The organism is Clostridium sp. JN-1 (assembly GCF_003718715.1).
Lineage (GTDB): Bacteria > Bacillota > Clostridia > Clostridiales > Clostridiaceae > Clostridium_AV.
In genome coordinates this window covers 833,474-856,791 of the sequence record NZ_CP033465.1, presented here as the reverse complement: position 1 = coordinate 856,791, position 23,318 = coordinate 833,474, and the positions used below count along the sequence as shown (strand labels likewise).

At 30.6% G+C, this 23,318-nt stretch carries 15 protein-coding genes; 11 read left to right on the top strand and 4 right to left on the bottom strand.

The window, feature by feature from the left end:
* Window positions 1–181 precede the first annotated feature (181 nt).
* Window positions 182–1,168 carry a phosphatase PAP2 family protein gene (locus EBB51_RS04220; protein WP_123053312.1) on the top strand — a complete coding sequence of 329 codons (987 nt, stop codon included), beginning with the start codon at window positions 182–184 and terminating at the stop codon, window positions 1,166–1,168.
* Between the two features lie 88 nt (window positions 1,169–1,256).
* On the opposite strand, the gene EBB51_RS04215 is transcribed toward EBB51_RS04220, so the two are convergent.
* Window positions 1,257–2,849: a peptide chain release factor 3 gene (locus tag EBB51_RS04215; protein WP_123053311.1), complete on the bottom strand. Its 1,593-nt coding sequence runs from the start codon at window positions 2,847–2,849 to the stop codon at window positions 1,257–1,259.
* Window positions 2,850–3,077: 228 nt separating this feature from the next.
* On the opposite strand from EBB51_RS04215, the gene EBB51_RS04210 reads away from it, so the two are divergent.
* From EBB51_RS04210 to EBB51_RS04200, 3 genes are all read left to right on the top strand, one after another.
* Window positions 3,078–3,881 (top strand): Cof-type HAD-IIB family hydrolase, encoded by an 804-nt coding sequence (locus tag EBB51_RS04210; RefSeq protein ID WP_123053310.1) that lies wholly within the window; start codon window positions 3,078–3,080, stop codon window positions 3,879–3,881.
* 40 nt (window positions 3,882–3,921) lie between these two features.
* Window positions 3,922–4,434, top strand: a complete 513-nt coding sequence (locus EBB51_RS04205; RefSeq protein WP_190285327.1) for a DUF4829 domain-containing protein — start codon at window positions 3,922–3,924, stop codon at window positions 4,432–4,434.
* 62 nt (window positions 4,435–4,496) lie between these two features.
* A complete protein-coding gene (locus EBB51_RS04200) occupies window positions 4,497–5,015 on the top strand; it encodes a hypothetical protein (protein WP_190285326.1) in 519 nt (172 codons plus the stop codon).
* Between the two features lie 219 nt (window positions 5,016–5,234).
* On the opposite strand, the gene trpS is transcribed toward EBB51_RS04200, so the two are convergent.
* From trpS to EBB51_RS04185, 3 genes are all read right to left on the bottom strand, one after another.
* Window positions 5,235–6,242, bottom strand: a complete 1,008-nt coding sequence (trpS, locus tag EBB51_RS04195; protein ID WP_123053308.1) for a tryptophan--tRNA ligase — start codon at window positions 6,240–6,242, stop codon at window positions 5,235–5,237.
* 385 nt (window positions 6,243–6,627) lie between these two features.
* On the bottom strand, window positions 6,628–7,002 hold the full coding sequence (locus tag EBB51_RS04190) for a desulfoferrodoxin (protein WP_123053307.1): 375 nt from the start codon (window positions 7,000–7,002) through the stop codon (window positions 6,628–6,630).
* A 193-nt stretch (window positions 7,003–7,195) separates the two neighbouring features.
* Window positions 7,196–15,859 (bottom strand): glucoamylase family protein, encoded by an 8,664-nt coding sequence (locus tag EBB51_RS04185; RefSeq protein WP_123053306.1) that lies wholly within the window; start codon window positions 15,857–15,859, stop codon window positions 7,196–7,198.
* Window positions 15,860–16,095: 236 nt separating this feature from the next.
* Here EBB51_RS04185 and EBB51_RS04180 point away from each other — a divergent pair, with 236 nt between their 5' ends.
* The 7 genes from EBB51_RS04180 (at window position 16,096) to EBB51_RS04150 (ending at window position 23,275) form a co-directional block, all read left to right on the top strand.
* Window positions 16,096–18,489, top strand: coding sequence for a PTS sugar transporter subunit IIA (locus tag EBB51_RS04180; RefSeq protein WP_123053305.1), 2,394 nt, complete (start codon window positions 16,096–16,098; stop codon window positions 18,487–18,489).
* Between the two features lie 55 nt (window positions 18,490–18,544).
* The gene (locus EBB51_RS04175; protein ID WP_123053304.1) at window positions 18,545–19,084 is read left to right on the top strand and encodes a D-lyxose/D-mannose family sugar isomerase; all 540 of its coding nucleotides are present in this window, start codon (window positions 18,545–18,547) and stop codon (window positions 19,082–19,084) included.
* 23 nt (window positions 19,085–19,107) lie between these two features.
* Window positions 19,108–20,178, top strand: coding sequence for an aldose 1-epimerase family protein (locus EBB51_RS04170; RefSeq protein WP_123053303.1), 1,071 nt, complete (start codon window positions 19,108–19,110; stop codon window positions 20,176–20,178).
* 25 nt (window positions 20,179–20,203) lie between these two features.
* Window positions 20,204–21,085 (top strand): ketose-bisphosphate aldolase, encoded by an 882-nt coding sequence (locus EBB51_RS04165; protein ID WP_123053302.1) that lies wholly within the window; start codon window positions 20,204–20,206, stop codon window positions 21,083–21,085.
* Between the two features lie 23 nt (window positions 21,086–21,108).
* Complete coding sequence (locus tag EBB51_RS04160) at window positions 21,109–21,564, top strand: fructose PTS transporter subunit IIA (protein WP_123053301.1); 456 nt, start codon at window positions 21,109–21,111, stop codon at window positions 21,562–21,564.
* 292 nt (window positions 21,565–21,856) lie between these two features.
* Complete coding sequence (locus tag EBB51_RS04155; RefSeq protein ID WP_123053300.1) at window positions 21,857–22,168, top strand: fructose PTS transporter subunit IIB; 312 nt, start codon at window positions 21,857–21,859, stop codon at window positions 22,166–22,168.
* Between the two features lie 15 nt (window positions 22,169–22,183).
* The gene (locus EBB51_RS04150) at window positions 22,184–23,275 is read left to right on the top strand and encodes a PTS fructose transporter subunit IIC (RefSeq protein WP_123053299.1); all 1,092 of its coding nucleotides are present in this window, start codon (window positions 22,184–22,186) and stop codon (window positions 23,273–23,275) included.
* Window positions 23,276–23,318 lie beyond the last annotated feature (43 nt).

Sequence of the window (23,318 nt, the reverse complement as noted above, 5' to 3'; positions counted from 1 at the left end):
AGATATCCGTGCTCTTTCTACAAATAAATTTTAAAATAATGCCTTTAAGTACCATACTTATTTTTAAATGTTAATTTTGAGAAGAATACATATAATTTATTTTATATTTCGATATAATTTTTATGTACTTAAACCCATTCTATATGCTATAATTTACTTTGTACAAAGAAGGGGGATAGGTATGTTAACTCTAAGCAAAAATTCATCTAAAAAAGTATCTATGAGCATACTATCAAAGCTTTGGAATTTAATTGATAATTATTATTATATTCCAATAGGATTATATTGTCTCCATAGAGCTATAAGAATAGCACTTCATTCAAAATCCAGCGTTGACTATAAAGCATATATGTTTTTATTAGCCTTTGCAGCTCTTACAGCTTATTCAGATCTCCGTAAGGATGTAAAATGGATTCCATTTTTAATTTTAACTGTACCTTTTTTAATTTTTGTAGCATATGCAAATATCCACGGCTACGCATTCTGGGGAAAAATATTAAACTGGCAAATAAGTAAAGATATTGTTGTAGACTTAAATCCTATATTCAAACAAATACCTTTTAACGATGGCAGCTTATTTAGAATATATCAACCTGAAACCCTTACATGGATAATGAGAATGGTATATAACAACGGCTTTGTTATTCCTCTACTCCTGCCATTGTACAGGGCTCTTGTATGCAAAGATTTTAAAAAAGCAATAAGATACGTCTTATCTGGCCATCTTTTGCAAATATTTTTGATATCTCCTTTTTATTTAATATTTCACTTACAAGAGGTATGGTACGTACTTGGCCAGCCGGATGGTTTAGCAAGACATCTAAGTCCTCAAGCTGCAGCTGGTGTTACAATAAATTGTTTTCCATCTATGCATACATCTATAGCATTTGCAATGTTTCTTGTTGTCATGCACGAAAAGAATAAGCTATTTAAATACGTATGGGGATTTTTCTGCTTAAGTGTAATATTCTCAACTTTGTATTTAGAAATTCACTGGGTTTTAGATGTAGTTGGAGGATTAATTTTAGGTTACGTAACAGTTAAGTTAGTTGATATAATCTTGGACAAGGGTAAATCAATTATAGAAAGACCGCTCAATAGTATTTACTATACGGAAAAAAAGACAACCTCTATTGTTATAAAAAATTATTATTTAGATTCACTTTAAAAGGAAAAAACAAAGGCTTAAACTCTAATGCAATTGCAGCTAAAAGAGTTTACGCCTTTTTTTAATCTATGCTATGCTTATATTAAAACTATTCAGATTTTCCAACATCGGATAACATAAGTCCTTTATTGTGCTCAAGTGCCCAGCTTATTGCCCATTCACTTTGGAATATAAGTATATCTCTATCCCTTAAATCCTTGACTAACTTGGTATCACTAGTTGTAACTAAATTATCTACTTCGCCGTCAAAATCTTCTATCCATCTTATATGTTTATAAGAAAGTCTATCAATTTTAACATCAACATTGTATTCATGTTTCATTCTATATTCAAGCACTTCAAACTGTAGCACTCCTACAACGCCTACAATTATCTCTTCTATTCCTATATTAAGTTCTTTGAAAACTTGAATTGCACCTTCTTGTGAAATTTCCGTTATACCTTTTATAAATTGCTTTCTTTTCATTGTATCTATTGTCTTTACCCTTGCAAAGTGCTCAGGTGCAAAAACAGGTATTCCTTCAAATTTAAATTTTTTAGGACTAGCACACAGAGTATCTCCTATTCTAAAGATTCCTGGATCAAATACTCCTATTATATCTCCTGCATAAGCTTCTTCCACTATTTCTCTATCTTGAGCTAAAAATTGCTGCGGCTGTGAAAGCTTTACCTTATTATTGCCCTGAACATGATAAACTTCCATACCTTTTTTAAACTTTCCAGAACATATTCTCATAAAGGCAATTCTATCCCTATGAGAAGGATTCATATTTGCTTGTATTTTAAATATAAACGCAGAAAAATTATTATCATGAGCGTCTACTTCACCTTGATCTGTTTGTCTTGATAATGGAGGAGTAGTTAAACTTAAAAATTGCTCTAAAAATGGTTCTACTCCGAAGTTTGTAAGTGCACTCCCAAAGAATACAGGTGTTAAAGATGCATCTCTTACTTTTTTTATATCAAATTTGTCGCCTGCTATATCTAAAAGTTCTATATCTTCTTTCAATTTATCATGCAGCGAACTCCCAAGTAAATCCTTGAATATATTATCTTCTACATTTCTCTCTATAGATTCAACTTCAGTTTGACCATGGTTCCCACCATTAAACAATTCAACTACATTTTTATTTCTGTCATATACACCTTTAAAGTCTGATCCAGAACCTATAGGCCAATTCATTGGATAGGATTTTATTCCCAATGTATTTTCTATATCCTCTAATAATTCAAATGGATCCTTACTTTCTCTATCCATCTTATTTATAAATGTAAAAATAGGTATTCCCCTTAAACTACAAACATAAAACAGCTTTTTTGTCTGTTCCTCTACTCCCTTTGCAGCATCAATTACCATAACAGCACTATCAGCTGCCATAAGCGTTCTATATGTATCCTCACTAAAATCTTGATGTCCAGGTGTATCTAATATATTTATACAAAATCCATTATAATTAAACTGCATAACTGATGATGTAACTGAAATTCCCCTCTGCTTTTCTATTTCCATCCAGTCAGATACAGCATGTTTAGATGCCTTTCTTGCCTTAACTGAACCAGCAAGCCTTATAGCACCTCCATATAACAATAACTTTTCAGTTAAAGTTGTCTTACCTGCATCTGGATGAGATATTATAGCAAAAGTTCTTCTTCTATCAATTTCCTTAATTAAATCTGCCACTATATTCTCTCCTTTTTAGTTTATGAATTATTTTAATTCAACTTATACGATAATATTAAATTGATATTATAACATATATATTATACATTAAGTGAAACAAATTTGATTATATCATCATATATTTATCATTTCAATCAAATATTTAATTTCAAAGTAACTAACTTAAGCTAAACAAATGATATAATGTTATTGTATTTAAATTAAATTATAGTATGTAGGAGGATTTTGATGTATAAACTATTGGTACTCGATATGGATGGAACTCTACTTAAAAAGGACAAGACCATATCTTGTGAGAATCTGGAAGCTATTAAAGCAGCTAAATTAAAAAATATAAAGATTGCTTTGGCTACAGGAAGACCTATTAAAGGAATTCAAAAATACCTGCAGCAATTAAACTTACTTACAGAAAATGATTATGCTGTAACTTTTAATGGTGCTATAATTCAAAATACAAAGACGCACAAAATTGTAGAGCAAAACTTAATAACTTTAGATGATGTAAAATACCTATATAACTTAAGCAAAAAGCTAAATGTTATAATGCATGTTTGGACCCCTAATACGTGCATAACAGCTAAATTAACTCCATGTGCTAAACTAGAGTCTTGTTTAAACGATGTTGACATAGAATTAAAATCTCCAGATAAAATAGATGGTTCTACTCCTATAGCAAAAGTAATGTTTATTGAAGAAGAATCCTATCTATTAGAAGCAATGAAAAAGCTTCCAGATAAGGTTTATGAAAAGTATACTGTATTTAGAAGTTCTCCTTTCTTTTTAGAATTTTTAAATAAAAAAACAAATAAGGGTCATGGTGTACAAGTCCTATCTGAAAGCCTTCATATTAAAAGAGATGAAATCATATGTGTTGGTGATGCCAGCAACGACATACAAATGATAAAATATGCTGGACTTGGAGTTGCAATGGGAAATGGATTTTCTGATGTAAAAGAAGCAGCAGACTACATAACAAAATCCAATCAAGAAAATGGCGTAGCTCACGTAATAAACAAATTCATACTTAACTAGCAGTGTTTTTATGTTCTCTCAAAGAAAGGTATGTAGTAATATGAAATTTAAGTTTATATTAATAACTTTAAGCATACTGCTCGTTTTCAGTGGTTGTACTAAAAAAACTGAAAATATTACAAATACAACCACACATAAAGAAACTTCAACTCTTAATAAATCTAAACAATCAGATATTACTGCTTCGGATTTAGAAGCTGCCAAAAAAGTAGTTGAAGATTACTACATTTATAGAAATGAAAAAAACCTTGATAAAATGAATTCAACTCTTACTGAATCTTCTTTTTGTAGATCCAATGAATCAACAGTGGATTATATAAAACTTATCAATATCGTTGAAGATAAAAATCCAAAACTTAAAGAAGAGTATATAAATAATGGCAGAGGCACTCTTAATGGAGCTAAAGCAGAAAACATAATCATTTTTAGAGTTGACTATGATGTAAAATATAGCGGACAAGCATCTGAACCAAACGGGAAAAATGGATGCTGGGCAACTGTTATTAGAAAAGATAAAAATTCTCCATGGCTCATAGATGAATTTGGACGTTAACTCTGCAAGAATATCTTGGTGTGTAAAATAGATACAAGCCTTACTAATAATGGAGGTCAGTGATGAATTATAGAAAGATAGGCATATACTCTCTTATAATAACCCTTTTAGCAGTAATTGGCTGCTCTTCTATTCAACCTGCATCACCAAAACAAGAAGCTGCAGCACCAATTCCAAAGTACACATTAGACAGTATAATTAAAAAGAATGTTGAACCAACATCAATACCGCTTTCCTTTGGTGGTAAGGCATTTTGTGATTATAAGGTAATAGATTCAGAAAAAGATAACAGCACAATAAAGATATATTTATTCTTACTAGCACAAGAATACTATGTCAAAGATAATAAGCTACTTATGGGGACAGGAGGAGATTTTACTGCAGTTCTTACGGTCAAACAGGAAAATAATAATTATAAATTTGTAAACTGTAATATATCAAGAGCAGAAGAAACAGACGAATCTCTTAAAATATTCCCTAAATCTGTTAGAAAAAAAGCAGCTAAAGATCCTGGTTTTGATGATTCTTCCTTAAAAAAGCTTCAAAAAGATGCCGAAACTTATTTTAAAATAAAAAGTTAAAAGCCTTATAGGGTTTATATGCTCCCCTTATAGTAGACAGATTAAAAAATAAAATCTGTTACCTTAAGGGGAGCATACCACTTAATCCTATAGTAATTTTCAAGTAAATTTTATCTTATCTATTCTATTTTACACAAATCTATGGACGTTCCCTTAATTAAAGATTTTTTGCAGCGCAGCGGAGAAAAATCCTCCTTCACTGTCCTCTGTCCTCTGTTTTTATGCTCTTGGTATAAAACCTATCTTTTTCTGCATCTTTCTAAGAACCTTATTTGAAACATAATAAGCTTTTTGTGCACCAGCTTTGTATATACTTTCCAAATATTCTTTATCGCTAAGGAATTTTTGTACCTTTTGTTGTATAGGTTCAAGTTCTCCTACTATGGCATCCGCTGCATCTTTTTTAAATTCAGCATATCCTTTACCTTTATACTTTTCTACTATTTCATCTGGTTTAAGTCCACTTATAGCTCCTAATATAGTAATCAAATTTTTTATTCCCGGTTGTTCATCAGTATAATTTACAACTCCTATACTGTCTGTAACACACCTATTTATTTTCTTTCTTATAACTTCAGGCGGATCCATTATGAGTATATAGCTATTAGGATTATCTGCTGATTTAGACATTTTTTTAGTTGGCTCCTGTAAGTCCATTATTTTAGCACCTTCTTCAGGTATATAACCTTCTGGTAATGTAAAAGTAGGACTATATAAATTATTGAATCTTTGGGCAATGTCCCTTGCCAGTTCAAGATGCTGAGTTTGATCCTTTCCAACAGGAACTAAATCTGCATTGTAGAGCAGTATATCTGCTGCCATTAAAATTGGATAATCTAATAATCCAACACTAACAGATTCACCATATCTTTTAGACTTATCCTTAAATTGTGTCATCCTTGATGCTTCACCAATATACGTAAAACAATTTAAAAGCCATGCTGCTTCTGAATGTGTTGATACGTGTGATTGAATAAACAGCGTAGTTTTTTCTGGATCTATTCCAGCTGCCAGATATATTGCTAAAACTTCTAAAGTTCTTCTTCTCAAATCCTTAGGTTCTTGCCTTACAGTTATTGCATGTAAATCAACTACGCAAAAATAGCATTCATATTTATCTTCATCTTGAAGCTTTACCCAATTTTTTAATGCTCCTAAGTAATTACCCAATGTTAAATTTCCAGACGGTTGTATTCCACTAAATATTACTTTCTTCTTTTCTTCCATAACGTTTACCTCCAAAGTATTACTTTAATAATTTTATAAAAAAAGCCCTATGATTTCAAAATTCATAGGGCGTGTTACCGCTTTGCCACCTAAGTTTAAAAGTACATTTGAAAGTACTTTAAGCTCATTAAAGATACATTTAATATCCTGCTTTTATAACGTAAAGCATACGTCTAGAATTACTACTTAATTCATTCCGAACCTCATGAACCCATTCAGCTCAATCATAACTACTGTAATCACACCATCTACAGCTCTCTTAAAGTCTGTTTTTAAGCTTACTTGCTTTCAATCAAAGGACTTCATTTTTACTATAATATTACTAAACTTTAAAATTGTCAATACCCTGTCAAGTTATGTTTGTGTCAAGTTATAACTTTTTAATTTATTTTCTCCATAATCCATGAATATTACAATACTCTCTTGCAAATAAAACTTCTTCATCTACCTTAAATACTGCTTCAGGTTTATCATTTGGTCTTAAATGCTTTCTACATACCTTATGAGGTGTATGAACTTCAATCCATTCAATATAATGCTTTTCTGTCATAGGATGCTCTATTCCTCCTACTTTCACATACACTCCGTCTTGAATTTTCTCAATAACCGGAACATGTTTTTCATGAGCTGCGTCAGTTGTGTTTTCATCAAGAAGTTTCATTTCTTTTCCGCAGCAAACTAATGCGCCTTTGCCTTGGTGAACAACTTCAACAATGTTTCCACAAACTTCACATTTATATATTTGCTTAAGTTCTGTCATTCTAATCCCTCCATTTTGGTATTTTGTATTTGCCGCCATTATAGTGTTTCTAGTTTGCAACTTAACCTACACTCCGAGAAATATATACAGCCTTTGACACTGTAAAAAACTTTTAATGTGCCTTTAGACTGTATATATTTCCCTGCGTATAAGTTAATGCATGAACTAGAAATCCTATAATTATTCATCAATTTCAAAAATTAACTTTAACTTTGTGTTCTCCATTTTCTAAAAATGGAATTATACTATTCTCAATTAGTTTACCATCAAGCCATATACCTTTTTCTTCATCTCTGTTTACACTTATGCTGTATTTACATTTTCCTCTTGTATAAATGATATTATAATTTTTCCATTCATCAGGTACACATGGATTTATAGTAAAACCACTTTTACCCTTAAAATTAAATCCTAATATACCCTGCGTTCCAACTCTATACATCCAACCTGCAGCTCCAGTGTACCAGGTCCATCCTCCTCTACCAACATGGGATTGAACTGCATAAACATCTGCAGCTAAGACATATGGTTCAACCTTATAAGTTTGACAATCCAAATATGAAATAGAGTGATTTATAGGATTTATCATGTTAAATATCTTCCATGCCTTATTATTGTATCCCATCTCAATTAAAGCCAATATAACCCATATAGCTGCATGAGTGTACTGTCCTCCATTTTCTCTAACTCCTGGAATGTACCCTTTTATATATCCAGGATCAAGTGAAGATTTATCAAACGCTGGAGTTAAAAGTAAAACTATTCCCTTATTGTAATCTATAAGATTTTTTTCAAGAGCACCTATTGCTTCTTTTGCCCTTGATTTCTTTGCTGCCTTTGATATTACTGCCCATGACTGTGAAAGTGAATCTATTTTACATTCATCATTTTTAACTGATCCAAGGGCAGTTCCATCATCAAAGTAAGCTCTCCTGTACCAGCTTCCATCCCATGCATTCTTTTCTACATTTTCTCTTATAAATTCTTTCATTTCGCCGTATTTCTTTACATGATATTCATCCTTATTAAACTCACTTATCGAAATAAAGTTATCAAGTATACTATATAAGAACCATGCAAGCCATACACTTTCACCCTTCCCTTTATTACCTACAGAATTCATGCCGTCATTCCAATCTCCAGATCCCATAAGTGGTATATTATGTTCTCCAAATTTAAGTGATTTATCTATTGCCTTTATGCAGTGTTCATATATAGTACCTACCTTGTCAGACACCTTCGATATATTGTATCTTTCATCCTCTCCTTCCTTTAATGGTTCATCTTCAAGATATCCAACCTCTTCATCTAATATACTATAGTCTTCTGTATTTTTTATATAATCTATAACTACATAAGGAAGCCATAATAAATCATCTGAAAATCTAGTTCTTATACCACTTTCAACTATAGGATGCCACCAATGTTGTACATCACCTTCAATATATTGTCTTGAAGCACTGTACAATATATGTTTTCTAGTTATGCTTGGATCAGCATACTCTATTGCCATTACATCCTGCAGTTGATCTCTAAATCCATAAGCTCCACCAGATTGATAAAAAGCTGTCCTTGACCAATATCTACAAGATATTACTTGATACAAAAGCCACCCATTTAGCATTATGTCCATTGACTTATCTGGAGTTTCAACTTTTATTGCACTGAGAAGTTTCATCCAATAGTCCTTTGTATAAGATAGTGTTTTGTAACTTTCACTGGAGTTTTCATATTTTTTAACAACATCTTCTATTTGTTCAAAACCATAAGTTTCCCCTAAAATTATTAGTATTTCTTTTTCCTCTCCAGGTTTTAAATTGATCTTTGCAGTTTGACACATACATGGATCTATACCTGCACCAGCGTAATTTGATAAATTTTTATACTTTAGTCCCCGAGGAGATTCTATGCTTCCTCCTCTGCCAATAAACTCTTTTCTGTCTCCTGTATAAGATAGTTCTTCACCACCATATATCTTTGAATAACATATTAAGTTTCCAAAATGCTCACTGTAAGGATTTTTAGCATACATATAATTGTAATTTTCATCAAATCCCGTATATATATATTGAGCCGTACTCTCATGAGTAACTCCCATTACAAGTTTTGCATAATAAGTCACGGATAAATTTCTATTAACATCAGAATTATTTTTTAGTTTTACCTTACATAACTTCACACTTTCATTCGTATCTAAAAACATTGTCATTTGACCTAGAATACCATAAGCTTCATGTTTAAAAGTCGAGTATCCAAAACCATGTTCGATTATATATTCCCCATTATCATTTATAGGCTTACAAGATATGCTCCAAAGCTTACCTGTAACTTCATCTCTAATATATATTTCTTCAGCCTCTCCATCAACTACAGGATCATTTGACCATGTTGTAAGCTTATTTTCCCTGCTGTTTTTGTTCCAAGTATAAGAAACTCCACTTTCTGAAACATGAAAACCAAATTCCTTATTTGAAATTACATTTATCCATGGAGCCGGTGTAGTTTCTCCATTTTTAAGTACTATAATATAAGAGTTACTTTGAGAATCAAAACCTCCTATGCCATTAAAATAATCCAAACTAGGAACTTCAAATTTATAATTTGTATAATTATATTCTTTAAGTTGAACTTGAATTGGCTCTTGTTTTTCCAGTCTATTTACTTCCTTATCCTTAACTTGAGAAACTATTGATTCATTACTGCAGTCAAGCACAATTCTAGCTATACCCATTATAAATTCAATATCGTCTTCTTTCATAGTGGATTTACTATATAAGAAAACTCCTCCGCTCTTATTTTTATTATTTCTTTCATAACCTGAATTTATCACGCTGCTTACACAATCTTGAAGTTCTTGAATATACGAACTATCTTTTAAATTTAAAATGACTAAATCCACTTTAAGTCCTTTTATGTTCCAATACTCATGTGCTTTTAAAATTCTCTTAAGTACATTTATATCTTTATAATCCCTAATTACAGCAATTACAATCGGCAAATCTCCAGAAATACCATATGGCCACAGTGCAGATTGACCTTTTTTAATATTTTTTATATACTCAGCTCTATCACCTAATAGTGTACTTAAAAATAATATCTTTGAAGCCGCAATTTGATATACATTAGCTTGAGTAGATTTTATTCCAAGATAATCAAGCTGTATTTGAGCACCTGTCCATGATATTTCAAATTCTCTTGCTATATTATTCATATTATTATACTTTTGTGCCAATTCAATTACTTTCTCTTTTGAATTAGCCATTCCAGTAGTAAAAGCAAGTTTAACTGTCTGACCTTTTTCTACCCCAATTCTAACTCTCATACTTATAATTGGGTCTATTACTGAACCAACATTCATCTTTAATTGAACATCGCTGTCCATGGCTTGTGGATCTGTAAGATCTCTACCTCTTCCTATAAAATTAGCTCTGCTAGTTTCATACTGTATATGGCCTATATATTTTCCATCTAGTGCTGCTGTCTGCATCATCCAATTCTGTGTTCCTTCTTTTTTTCTAGATCTTCTATTTGCAATTATACATTTCAAATCATCATTGTACTCAGTTTCTATAAATAAGTTGCCAAATGCAGGATGGACTAAATCTGCATTATAAGGAGACATTGTTATCTCACAATAGCTAGTTATTTCAATTTCTCTGCGATGTTCACTTTGATTTGTTATTGAAATTCTCCTTATCTCAGCATTGTCTTCACTTGATACAATTACATCAGTATGAGTTAATATGTTTCCATCTTTTCTCTCAAATTCTGCCTTATCTAGTGAAAAAGTAACTTTATAATCTTCTCCCTCATACTTGCAAGGTTCATATGAAGACGACCAATACTCATTTGAATTTATATTTTTTATATAGAAAAACATTCCCTTATTATCATTTGTGACATCTTCTCTCCATCTATAGAGCATGATATCATCCTTTTTACCGTAACCGCTTCCACTATTTGTAATCATAAGCGAATACTCACCATTGGACATTATATGTGTTTCAGGCATTTCAGTTAAAGCCGTATCAAAATTTCTAGCTATATTTTGATTTTCAAGTTTGACATCAGTAATATCATCAATCTTCTGCTCTCTATTATATATAACAGTCTTTGGAACTTTCTCCTGAAGTAATAATTCTGTTGCCTTAACTCTTGGTATTTTATGAAATCTATTTTGAAGTATATTGCCATTTAAGACATTGTCAAATGCCATTAAACTCATACCTTGATGGTGAACCATAAAGCATTTTACAATAGCTTTATCCTTACCTTTTGGAAGTCTACTTTTTGTATAATCAACCGATTCATACAATCCATATAATCCTTCCATACCTATTCCTATCAACTGCTCAATGTTATCAAATGCCCCCTTAAAATCAAGTTGAAGTGCCATTACAGATGAATAAGGTGAAATTACAAGGTCATCCATAAGTCCCCTTTTTAATCCTACATTAGGTACTCCAAAAGCCTTGTATTGATAATTTGAATTTATATCAAAATCATAAAATGCAGCCTCCGATATTCCCCAAGGTACATTTTTTTTCATGCAGTACTTTTTTTGACCTTCAATAACAGATTTATAGGTTACATCCATAAGAGTATTAGGATAATTTTTCATAATAAGCAGCGGCATAAAATACTCAAACATAGTACCGCTCCACGATACTAAAGCTTTGTTTTTACCAATCATAGTAAGTGCTCTATTGAGCTTAAACCAATGTGACTGGCTTACATCTCCCTTGGCTATTGATACAAAACTTGCTTGCCTTGCTTCAGAAGCCATCAAATCGTAATAACACTTATCTATACTTCCTCTTTCACAATTATATCCTATGCTAAAAAGCTGCTTTTTTCCATCATATACTAGTTTAAAATCAGTATTTTCCGCTATTGTATTTAACCTTGATTTAATATTTTTTATACTTTCTATTAGATTTTTTATTTCATTTTTACTACTTTCTACAAGATCTTCAAATTGTTTAACATCACTCTTTTTAAATTCTAAATTCAGCGATTTCGTTTGAAACTTTAACTTCAAACTGTCTATTTTATCACATAGTTCAGTTAATGGCTCTTTCATTATAATTTCATTCAACTGAGATTCAAATTCACTATATTTACTTGATTTATCAGAAAACACATCAACCCATGGAAATAATATCTGAATTTGATTTATGTGTTTACTTACTGAAGTTTTAACCTTATTGTTCCAATACAATTTTTTACCCTGCGAGTTTTTCTCAATATAGAGACACTTACTCCATAAATCAAGGAGCACCTTTTTCCATGAAATTAAATCAAACTTAAAATTATTGAACTCAACTGCACTCTCTGAGTAAAAGCCTTTTATATTAAGCTCTTTTTCTATTTCATCATTAGCTAGCATAAGAGTATCCATTAATCCGTAAGCTAGACTTTTATTTAATGCTGGCATATTTATATAATCACTTAAAGCTTGAGATACAAGCCAAGTATATCCAACTAAGTTTCCACTATCAACTGTAGATACATACTTAGGATATAATGGTTCCTTTGTCTTTGTATCATACCAATTATAAAAATGTCCCTTAAACATTTTCAAACTTTCCATACTAGTTAAAATCTTATAAAACCTATCCTTGAGCTCTACTATTCCAATATAACCTAAATCATAAGCTGCAATATTTGATGTAAGGTTCATTCCAATATTTGTTGGTGATGTTCTAAATGCTGCCCCTTTACTTGGAAACTCCTGATAGTTATCTGGGGTAAGCCAATTATTTTGAGGGTTTACAAAATCCTCAAAGTATGCCCATGTTTTTCTACTAATTCTCCTCAAAGTTTTTAATTCATACTCTGTAAGTTCATTTGAATATGCTTTTTCATCCTTACTTATTTTATAAGCTATCCACGGACTTAAAAACCATAAAATTGCAGTAGGTATAAGCAGTACCCCGGTATCTATTGAATCTTTAAAAGCAGCAGCAGCAATTATTATACTTATTAAACTACTTACCCACATATTTTCTATATAACTTGATAAACTCTTGCCTATATTAGCTTCTGCATCTGCAGCAGTTTGCCATTCAAGTAAATTTTTTTTACTTATAAAAAGCCTATATAATGTTCTTATTATAGCATCTAACATTAAATATGCTTGATAAGGCAAAAAACAAAATATCAAAAATACTTGCTCAATTACATTCTTCCAGCTGTCGATTTTTCCTGTAAGTGTTACACCAGTATTAGGCAATATTACACTCTCTGAAACGTCAAAAAATATAGGACCTAGTAATGAAATAAAAGCTATAACAAGCCACTTGTCAGGATTTTTGAAAATAAACAAGCTTAATATAACAAGTATTATTATAGTTGGTGATATAAGGCTTCTCCTTAAATTATCAAAAATCTTCCACTTAGATAACATATTTAATGGAGACTTTTTAAAGAGCCACGGAATAAGCTGCCAATCTCCTCTAACCCATCTATGCAATCTTTTACAGCTGGAATTATAATAAGCTGGATATCCATCTATCAACTCAACATCTGTAAGTAATGCAGCTCTAACGTATGATCCTTCAAGTAAGTCATGACTCAAAACTGAATTTTCAGGTATCTCATTTTTTAAAATATTATAAAATGCATCTATATCATATATTCCTTTTCCAGTAAAAATTCCTTCTCCAAACAAGTCTTCATACACATCTGAAATAGCATTTGTGTATAAATCCATTCCAGTTTCTCCTGAAAATATCCTTGCAAACATTGTCTTGTTTGCACTTGAATTCGATACACTTATCCTCGGCTGCATGAGTCCGTGTCCTCTTAATACTTTTTTACTTTTAATATCAATATAAGGTTTATTTAAAACATGTGCCATTGCTCCTATCAATTTTTTTGCACTATCTCTTGGAAGTTTTGTATCAGCATCTAATGTTATAATGTATTTTAGTTTATTTAGGTTTGTTATATCACCACTTATGACATCATAACTTGTATTTTCACTTCCTTTAAGGAGCTCATTGAATTCCATTATTTTGCCGCGTTTTCTCTCCCACCCAAGCCAAGTTCCTTCTTTTTCATTGTATTGTCTATAGCGATTAAAAAAATAAAATATGTCCTTTCCACCTTTGGCATACTTTTCATTCAGTTTTTTCACGAGTTTTAATGCTAATTTTGTTATATTTTCATCATTTTTTTCATGTTCTTCACTGCTGTCTTTAAAATCTCCAAGCAGTCCAAAATACATATTTGGACCCCCATTAGCTAAATAATAGACTTCCATTTCACCTAATATATGCTTTACTCTATTTTCATCATTTAGCAAAGTTGGTATAACAACCATGGTACTCGATTCTTGAGGTACACCGCCTTCAAAGTTCATTTTAGGTATAAACCTCGGCTCTACTAACTTGCTAACGCTCCAATTAAATATTGAAATTATTATTTCACTAATTGGAATTAAAATTACTATAAAAGCCAATACATACTTCCAAGCTATAGGATTTGTATCATAATTATATATTGAAGCAGTCGTAATTAAAGAAAGTACTATTGTGCTTAAAATCATAAATGTTATATAGAGTCTAGGGTGTACATTTATAAATTTACTGCTTATAAACTTTAATTTACTTCTTTTAAGTCCAATTTTTTTACTTAAAACATAGATTCCATCATCTACTATAAAGTACCCAACGTGCTTTTCACATTCCTTACTTCCGATTTTATCTGAGTACTCCTTTGCACACTCAACTGCCTTTTTGGCAATAGATGATTCTGGTAAATTAACGTATCTTGATATTTTTTCTATAACATGTCTGTAATAGTCTCTAGATTGGAAATCCATATTTTCATATATATTAGAAGGATCTTTTCTTAAAATATTTTCTACATAACTCAACTTTTCAAAACTGTATCTCCAATTTAATGAAGCAATTTCCCTTATGCTAGTTATGGAATTCCCTATAGATGCCTGATAACTTAACTGTTTTTGATGTTCAACTAACACTATTCTGTTTGCATCAGTTTCTAAGGTATCTAATTTTTCATCTATCCAACTATATACATCTGGATTTTCAATTTCATTATCCCTCATGAGTTTTAAAATTCTTTCAACTAAATGAGGAGTTAATTTCATATTTACAGCTGATATTTTCTGCAATTCTTTCTTTACATTGTCACTATCAATTGCATTAATTATGTCTTGTGCTATTTTATCTGCCTTTTCTCTTTCCCTTTGTGCAAATACAATTTTTTGAGTTATCTTACTTATATTTTGAATAAGTGCTATTCTTATCATTATAGGAAGTGCCCAAAGTTCTGCACTTGTTAAAATAGTACTTTTTTGATATGCATTGATAAATGTTTTTATAACATCCTCATCGATTCTCCCATCTGTATATGAGATCATCTCAACTGCTATGTAATAAATTCTTGGATACCCTTTCATAATTCCCTTACTTATAACTGGAAGATCATTATAATAGCTTCTGGGCATATACTTTTTTATATTTGCATACTCTCTTTGTATCAAATATAAATTATCTAAAATCCACTCTGCACATTGAAGTACATCTTTTTTATTTTTAAATTCTCTATCTATGTAATCATTGCCCTCAAGTATCTCGCTATAACTCTTATCTAAACTTTTGATAAGTTTGCGTCTGCAGTTGCTTTTTCTATTTGCATATGAATTATTTGATATTTCTACAGCACGTTTTTCTAGTTCTTCTCTACTTGCATTTATGCTGGGCACATCATCCATTATGTTATCCACGCTGTCATTATATTTAAATCGTCTTAATATTGAATGCAAAAATAACAATAAAAGTATACATATAATTAGAGTATAAATATAATAAATCACAAAAATCATCCTTTCATAAAAAAAAAGAATTGCTTATTTATTTATTATCTCCATAAAATCACTTAATATTATACTTTAATTCTACAAAATAAATATGGCACACTAACTTTTCCCACGTTAAATATAAAGAAGTTGCTAGGTAACACATAAATTCCTTAATTAAAGGAACTGGTTTGGTATTTTAGTAATTAAAATAACATGATAATCTATAAATAAGCAAATACATAAAAGAAAGGAGATAAAAGTTGAGTAATCTAAACAATCGGCAGATAGAATTTGTAAAATTATTGTTAGAAGAAAATGAGTATAAAACAATTAAATATTTTTCTACTTTTTTAAAAACTTCATGTAAAACATTACAAAAAGATCTTAGAGTAATAGAAAAGTATTTAAACAAATTCAACATTGTTCTTGCACGAAAGCGTGGAACAGGCATAATGATTGTAAACGTTAAGAATGCTAAATGGCTTTTATATAATAACATTAAGTGGCAAGAAAAAGAATGTAAAAAAGTTTCAGTTAATGAACGTAGAATTGAGATTGCCAGAAATATGCTAATTAATTCAGGTACTGCAACTTCAATACAAAAACTTTCTGATATGTATTATGTGAGTAAGACAAGCATATCTGTTGATTTAAGTTGCATTGAGAAGTGGGCGGCAAATTTCAATTTAATAATAGAAAAAAGTGTAGAAGGAACTAGAATAAGAGGAAATGAAGTCGACATAAGAAAAGCGTTAGATTCTCTTCTTGTTAAATATCCTAAAAAGGACTATAAGAATGAAGGATTATATGATATAGCAGCCCGTATAGATCCAGATACATTAAATGCATTGTCTGAAACTTTCGATAAAGATAAGATTTCTTACATCAATCAATACCTTGTTGAATTAGAGAAAAAGTATAATTGTAGATTAAATGATACATATTATATTAACCTTTTGACTCATATTCTTATTTCATTGACTAGAGCATTAAGCGGAAAACAGATAAAAGAGAAAATTAAGGAAGAAAATTATAATTATTTGAAATCCGAAAGGGCTTATGAAGAAGCTGTAAATATGGTTAATAAAATAAATGAAGATTTTAATATTAAATTAGGTGAATCTGAAATTTATTATTTATATCAATATTTTGTTTCTTTTGGATTGGTAAAAAACACAACTCAAAATGCAGATGAAGTATTAGATAAATTAAATTTTAAAGCAAAGATTTTTACTGAAAAAGTAACAAATTGTATTGAAAAAATTATGCATATAGATATTTCTAATGATGAAATAATTATGAAGAGTCTTTTATTACATGTACGCCCTATGTTAAATCGTTTAAATTATGATATCAATGTATCAAATCCATTAATAGAAGATATAAAAAAAGAATATCCTGAATTATTAAGTATTTGTAAAATCGCTGTGCTTATGACATCTTATGAGTTAAAACAGAAGGAAATTCCAATTGATGAGATTGGCTATCTAACGTTATATTATCAAACAGCGCTAGAACGTTTACCTGTAAAAAAACGAGTATATGTGGTATGTCACAGTGGGCTTGGAACATCTCAGTTACTGACAACAAGAATAAAAAAGGCGTTTCCACAGTGGAAAGTTGCTGGTGTACTATCTGTAAGCATGCTGAAGGAGAGAAATCTTGATGATGTTGACTTTATTATCTCCACAGTACCTATAGATATTAAAGAAAAACCATGTATTCTAATATCTGCATTTTTAAATGATCAGGATACTAAGAATATTTCAAAGATGTTAACAGATAAGCCTCTAGGAACTAACAATATTGAAACAGGTACATTTTATATTAATAAATTTATTATTGAAGAAAATATCTTCTTTAATGAACAGGATGCTGTAATTATCAAAGATTTAAATAAAAAGTATGGAATTAATACTTCATTTCGAAATATAGTACTTAGCGATAGTGTAAGTGTATATATAGGATTTTGTAATCAAAGTTCTATTTTAGCCTTAAATGTAAACAATAACACGAGTACTGATGTGAAAGTTGAATTTTATATTGCTATGGAAGATATAAATGTAATGACTAATATATTGTCAGAGATATACCATCTTCGTACTTCTAAAAAGTTTGCAGCTTGTTTAAAAAAATATAAGAGTCCAAAGAAGATAAGGGATTATTTTAAAATATATGAAGAAAAGATGGAATTCTCAGAGGATGATTTTAGAAAAGTGATTAAAAGGGAAAATATTAAATTAAATATGGATGCTACAACGAAAGAAGAAGCTTTACTTGAATTAGTGACATTGTTAGATAATTCAGGATCTTTATTGGACAAAGACGCTTTCTTAAATGATGTGTATTATAGAGAAAAACTTGGCCCATCAGGCATTGGTAATAAAATTGCAATACCTCATGGAAAATCGAAGTTTGTGAACGAAACAACATTAGCTATAGGCAAAACTAAGATACCAATTAAGTGGGAAAGCCTGGATAATGGGCCAGTACAGTTTATAGTATTGTTTGCAGCAGCAGATAATGATACAGAAAGTATAAATAGCTTAATACTTTCACAAGCAGCAATAAAATTAGGCCATGATAAAGCTTGTAAAAGTTTATTATATACAAATAATGTTGAAGAAATTTATCGAATTTTTGCAGAAAACTGAAAATTTAAAAAGATCTATCAAGTTTAAAAGTTAGATACTGAAGGAGGTTGTTTTTATGAATGAACAAGAAGTGATAAATCGTAGAAAAAATTCAGCAGTATGGTATGAAAATGCAAAGATTGCATTGACAGAGGAAGAAAAAAATAACATTGAAATTGCAGACTTTGGTTTAGGAAAAATTGATGAAGTTGGTTTCCAAGTTGTTACTTATATTAATACACCAAGATATTGCAGCAAGGAAATGTTAATGTTTCCGGGACAAATTTGTCCTGAACATAGACATCCAACTAGAAAAGATGGATCAGTAGGAAAACAGGAGACGTTTCGCTGCAGAAGTGGATTAGTTTATCTTTATGTTTCTGGTGAAGAAACACCAAATCCTAAGGCAAAGCCACCAAAAGGTGATGAAAAATATTATACAGCTAAACATGAAATTATATTAAAACCAGGTGAGCAATATACTATTGTTCCGGGTACTCTGCATTGGTTTATAGGAGGACCAGATGGGGCAATTGTCTCAGAATTTTCTTCAAATAGTGATGATGATTCTGATGTATTTACTGATCCAAGAATACAAAGAGCTCCTGAATTTTAAACTACAGATGAAAGGAACATATTATGGTAAAACTTTTGGGTGAAGAACTATCAAAAACTGAATTAACTAAAAGATTTGGTGATTATAATCATTTGGTTGGATTTCAGCATTATAAGCTTAACAATGGCAAAGAAAAAGATGTAGAAGTTGTACAAGTTTCAACAGGAACAGGCTTTAGATTTGAAGTATTAAAAAGCAGGGGATTAGACATTGGAAGGTGCTACTATAAAGAAATCCCAATATCTTTCAGATCATGTGTATCTGAATCATATCCTACCTTTTATGAAACATTTAATGATGGATGGTTAAGAAGTTACTCAGGTGGGCTTCTAACTACTTGTGGATTAACTTCAATAGGTACACCAATCAATGATAAAGGAGAAATTCTTCCTCTTCATGGTAGATTAAGTAATATACCATCAGAATCATTTTACACAAAAAATAGGTGGGAAAACGATGATTTATATTTAGATGTAAATGGTAGTGTTAGAGAGGCAAAGGCACTTAATTATAATTTATTATTAGAACGCTGTATAACTGCTAAAGCAGGTACTAATGCTTTTCACATACATGACATAGTTACAAATGAAGGTTTTACTGATACCGAGCACATGATTCTTTATCATTTTAATATTGGCTATCCAATTCTTGATAGGAATTTAAAATTATATATAAAGTCAATATCTGTTAATCCAAGAGATGAGATAGCAAAAAATAGAATTGATAAATTTGATGAATTCCTTGATCCTACACATAGTTATCCTGATGTTGTTTATTATCATAATCTAAAGCCTGATTATAAAGACGAATGTCAGGTAGCCGTAGTCAATGAGAAAAGAAATATAGGATTTTATTTAAAATTTTCTAAAAAATCGCTAGATCAATTTACACAATGGAAGTTTATGGGTGAGGGAAATTACATTATTGGATTGGAACCTGGAAATGCCCGGGTTAATGGAAGAAATGTAGAACGCAGGTCTGGTAGATTGAAAGTGCTAAAAGCACAAACATCTGTTGAATATGATATCGAAGTTGGATTCCTAAGTGAAATAAATGGAATTAACCAATTTTTGAAAAAATATGATCTAAAATAATTTTATTTGAAAGGATGATTTTTGTATGTTAATTAATATGAAAGAAATGTTAAGTGCAGCAGAAGAGCACAAATTTGCAGTTCCAGCTTTTAATGCAGGTTCAGGACAGCTTTTAACAGCAGTTATGGAAAGTGCTGAGGAAAAGCAAGCTCCCTTTATTATGGCAATTCACCCAGATGAATTATCTTTTTTAAGAGATAGTTTTATATCACAAGTTATCTATGAATGTAACCATAGTAAACTTCCTATTGTTTTACATTTGGATCATGGTGCAAGTTATGAACAGGTAATTCATGCAATTCAATTAGGATTTACTTCAGTTATGATTGATAGTTCTAAGTTACCATTTGAAGAAAACGTAAAAGTTGCTCAAAAAGTTGTAGAAGCAGCACATGCAGTTGGAGTTTCTGTAGAAGCTGAGTTAGGTACAATAGGAGATACTGGGAACAATATAGAGGGTGGTGTTACAAAAGTTATTTATACAGATCCTAAAAAAGCAAAGGAATTTGTAGAAAGAACTAATGTTGATTCTCTAGCAGTTGCAATTGGTACAGCACATGGTATTTATCCTAAAGATCTAAAACCTGAATTAAAAATGGATATTTTACAAGAAATAAAAAAGGTAGTTAATGTTCCACTTGTATTACATGGCGGCTCAAGCAACCCTGATGAAGAAATTGCTAAATCCGTTAAATTAGGTATACGTAAAATTAATATTTCAAGTGATATAAAAATTGCTTTTGCAGAAAGATTAAAAGAACTTATAGAAGAAAGTGACATTAGTGAAATAAGAGAACCAAATGTTATGTTCCCTGAGTGTATAAAAGCATGCCGTAAGGTAGTTGATCATAAAATTGACTTATTTAATGATGCTAATAAAGTTAAATACTTTAAGCTTTCCAAATAAAATATAAGATTTGAGGTCTTTTTATGAATTTGAATGATATATTAGATGATAAGATTATTTGTATTAATCTGTTAGCAAATAGCAAAGATGAAGTTATTACTGCCCTTTCACAAAAATTAAAAAAAGCAGGTTATATTGATAATATAGAATCTTTTAAAAAAGATATTTACTATAGAGAATCAATAGGAATAACTGGTATAGGAAATTACATTGCAATTCCACATGGAAAGAGTGATTCCGTTAAAAAAATAGGCATTGCAATTGCAAAATTAAAGAATGAAGTTCAGTGGGAAACCTTAGATGATAAAGGCGTTAAAATAGTATTTCTATTTGCAGTAAGTAATAATAATGAATACGCTGAAAATCATTTAGCATTATTAGCTGAAATAGCTTCTAAACTCGGAAATGATCAAGCAGTAGACAAGCTATTAAAGGCAAAATCTATTGATGATATTAAAAATGTATTTGTAGAAAACTAGATGATTTTAAAAGACATAACAAATGTATTGCAACAGCTGTTGTTAAAGTATTTAAGACTACTAATGAACTGTATTTTGAATTTAAATGGATGAAGGGAATTCTGATACTGTTAAAATACTTCAGAATTCTCCAATCATAATTTGATAAAGCATAATCATTATCAACACAGAAAATATCATTATAAGAATAATAGATATTTAACATAAAATTACTTTAAAAATTAGCTGGTTAGTAATCGTTGTCATGAATATGGGCTTTTAGATTTTTTATAAAGAAGGGAAGGATGTAAATATGAAAATTGTAGGTGTTGCTGCTTGTGCTGCTGGAATTGCACATACGTATATTGCAAAAGAAAAGTTGGTTACTGCTGCAAAAAAGGCAGGACATGAAATATACATGGAAACTCAGGGAACCATCGGTGTTAGAAACAAATTATCAGAGGATGACATTAAAAATGCAGATGTAGTAATTATTGCGGCCGATATTAAGATAAATGGCATGGATAGATTTGAGGGGAAAAAAAAGATAGAAGTTTCAACCGATACTGTAATTAAATCACCTAATAATCTCATTAAAAAAGTAGAAAGTATTATTAACAAATAAGGAGGTATTTTATCAATGAAAGTTGCGGAACTAAAGAAACATGCGATGACAGCCATTTCTTTCTTAATTCCAATTGTAGTAGCTGCTGGTTTTTTGCTGGCAATTGGTAATATCGCTGGAGGAAAAGAAATCAAGGACTTTTCAAAGGGATTTACAATCTTTGATGCCTTTACCACTATGGGTGGTTTAGGATTAGGACTATTACCAGCTGTTGTATCTACCGGAATTGCATATTCAATTGCTGATAAGCCAGGAATTGCTCCAGGTCTTATTATAGGATTAATCTCCAAAACTATTGGGGCAGGATTCCTTGGTGGATTTCTTGGTGGTTATATTGCTGGATATTTAACAGTATTTTTAATTAAACATATAAAAGTTCCTGCTTGGGCAGAAGGATTAATGCCTATGCTTATTATTCCATTACTTGCCTCTGGTGTTTCTGGAATTATAATGTTTTATGTAATTGGAATTCCAATAGTAGCATTTTCAAAAATGTTAACAGGTTATTTAACTAATTTAAGTGGTACATCTAAATTTATTTACGGTATGATTATAGGAGTTCTTGCATCAATTGATTATGGTGGAGCTATTAATAAAGTAGTATTTGCTTTTGTTTTAGGATTGCAATCAGATGGAGTTAAACAGCCTATTACAGTATTAATTTTAGCTTCAATGGTTACTCCATTTGGTATGACTATAGCTCATTTTGCTTCTAAAGTATTTAAGAAAAATATATATACAAAAACAGAAGTTGAAACGTTAAAAGCAGCTTTCCCAATGGGGGTTTGTGAAATAACAGAAGGATGCTTGCCAATTGTTATGAATGATATAGTTAGGTGCGTTATTGCAACAGGTGTTGGTGGTGCAATAGGCGGTGGATTTAGTATGATGTGGGGATGCGATTCATCTATTCCCGCAGGAGGTTTATTTGCAATGCCAACTATGACTCATCCAGAATTGTTCTTTTTAGCTTTATTGATAGGTTCTTTAGCTACAGCAATTATTTTGTTAATTTTGAAAAAACCTGTCGATATAAATGCAACTGCCTCTGAAAATAATACATCTGAAGCTGATATTAATATGGATGATATTAAAGTTTCATTTTAGGTCATTCAAAATTTATGGAAATCATCTAGGCTAAGATTTATAT